Source organism: Shinella sp. AETb1-6, from assembly GCF_009826875.1.
Classification (GTDB): Bacteria; Pseudomonadota; Alphaproteobacteria; order Rhizobiales; family Rhizobiaceae; genus Shinella; species Shinella sumterensis.
Genome location: NZ_WUMM01000031.1, coordinates 1 through 2500 on the forward strand (window position 1 = coordinate 1; position 2500 = coordinate 2500).

The window sequence follows — 2500 nt, forward strand, 5'->3', positions numbered from 1 at the left end:
ATAAAGGCCGCTTGAAGCGGCCCTTTGGTTTCGGCAGGGCCGAATGCGTGTCGAGAAGATTGTTTGCTTCGTTTGAAGCGCATTGCCTTTAGCAGACCTGGCAGCGACCTACTCTCCCGCGTCTTAAGACGAAGTACCATTGGCGCTGGGGCGTTTCACGGCCGTGTTCGGAATGGGAACGGGTGCGGCCACCCCGCCATAACCACCAGGTCGGCTAAGGGCAATGTTCATGCCTTTGGCATGAACATTGTTCCGTTTGTCTTGCTTTGGCAAACCTTTCCTGTTCGCTGGACGCTCACAGGGGTGCCAAAGCGTGCATACGGGAACGTATGAGCATGCCTTGTGCATGTAATGAGAAGCTGGCGAAGGGGAACCCTTCCTTGTCTTTGTGAACACGTCTTCAGCAACAACCGGACGAACACTGCGTGTTCGCCGGGCCTGTCGCAAAGGCTTTTGCCTTTGCTCTGTCAGGACAAACGCTTCGCGTTTGCCTTGAGATGAGCATGAACAATGAGAACGATCAAGCCAATCGAGCTATTAGTACCGGTAAGCTTCACACATTGCTGCGCTTCCACACCCGGCCTATCAACGTGGTCGTCTTCCACGGCTCTCAAGGGAATACTCGTTTTCAGGTTGGTTTCCCGCTTAGATGCCTTCAGCGGTTATCCATTCCATATATAGCTACCCTGCTATGCCCTTGGCAGGACAACAGGTCCACCAGAGATATGTCCATCCCGGTCCTCTCGTACTAGGGACAGATCCTGTCAATATTCCTACACCCACGGCAGATAGGGACCGAACTGTCTCACGACGTTCTGAACCCAGCTCACGTACCGCTTTAATTGGCGAACAGCCAAACCCTTGGGACCTGCTCCAGCCCCAGGATGCGATGAGCCGACATCGAGGTGCCAAACAACCCCGTCGATATGGACTCTTGGGGGTCATCAGCCTGTTATCCCCGGCGTACCTTTTATCCGTTGAGCGATGGCCCTTCCACGCGGGACCACCGGATCACTATGACCGACTTTCGTCTCTGCTCGACTTGTCAGTCTCGCAGTCAGGCTGGCTTATGCCATTGCACTCGACGACCGATTTCCGACCGGTCTGAGCCAACCATCGCGCGCCTCCGTTACTCTTTCGGAGGCGACCGCCCCAGTCAAACTACCCACCATACACGGTCCTGGACCCGGATAACGGGCCGCAGTTAGACATCCATGACGATAAGGGTGGTATTTCAAGGATGGCTCCACAGAAACTGGCGTCCCTGCTTCAAAGCCTACCACCTATCCTACACATGCCGACACGAATGCCAGTGTAAAGCTATAGTAAAGGTGCACGGGGTCTTTCCGTCTAACCGCAGGAACCCCGCATCTTCACGGGGAATTCAATTTCACTGAGTCTCTGCTGGAGACAGCGGGGAAGTCGTTACGCCATTCGTGCAGGTCGGAACTTACCCGACAAGGAATTTCGCTACCTTAGGACCGTTATAGTTACGGCCGCCGTTTACTGGGGCTTCGATTCAAAGCTTGCACCTCTCCTCTTAACCTTCCAGCACCGGGCAGGCGTCAGACCCTATACGTCGTCTTGCGACTTCGCAGAGCCCTGTGTTTTTGATAAACAGTCGCTACCCCCTGGTCTGTGCCACCCCAAAACACTTGCGTGCCTTGGGGTCACGCTTCTTCCGAAGTTACGCGTGCAATTTGCCGAGTTCCTTCAGCAGAGTTCTCTCAAGCGCCTTGGTATACTCTACCTGACCACCTGTGTCGGTTTCGGGTACGGTCTATACGGTGGAGCTATTTCCTGGAACCGCTTCCCTGCACACCCAATCCAATAAGAATGTACAAGTTACGCAATCCGTCACTACCACCAGGCCCACGAATATTAACGTGGTTCCCATCGACTACGCGTGTCCGCCTCGTCTTAGGGGCCGGCTAACCCTGCTCAGATTAACTTTAAGCAGGAACCCTTGGTCTTTCGGCGAGGGAGTCTCTCACTCCCTTTATCGTTACTCATGTCAACATTCGCACTTCCGATACCTCCAGGAGCCCTCACGGGTCTCCCTTCACAGGCTTACGGAACGCTCCGCTACCACTGGACTTTAAGTCCAATCCTCAGCTTCGGTGCATGGCTTTAGCCCCGTTACATTTTCGGCGCAAAGACCCTTATTTAGACCAGTGAGCTGTTACGCTTTCTTTAAATGATGGCTGCTTCTAAGCCAACATCCTGGTTGTTTTGGGATCCTCACATCCTTTCCCACTTAGCCATGACTTGGGGACCTTAGCTGGAGGTCAGGGTTGTTGCCCTTTTCACGACGGACGTTAGCACCCGCCGTGTGTCTGCCGACTAGTACTCCTCGGTATTCGGAGTTTGGTTAGGATCAGTAAGACGGTGAGTCCCCATAGCCCATCCAGTGCTCTACCCCCGAGGGTATTCGGTCGACGCTCTACCTAAATAGATTTCGCGGAGAACCAGCTATCTCCGAGTTTGATTGGCCTTTCAC

At 54.0% G+C, this 2500-nt stretch carries 2 rRNA genes (1 of these 2 cut by a window edge); both read right to left on the reverse strand.

The features are described from left to right. Positions 1 to 95: 95 nt before the first annotated feature. A 5S ribosomal RNA gene (gene rrf / locus GR158_RS24915) occupies positions 96 to 210 on the reverse strand. 306 nt (positions 211 to 516) lie between these two features. After that, positions 517 to 2500, reverse strand: a 23S ribosomal RNA gene (locus tag GR158_RS24920); it runs 901 nt beyond the window's last position.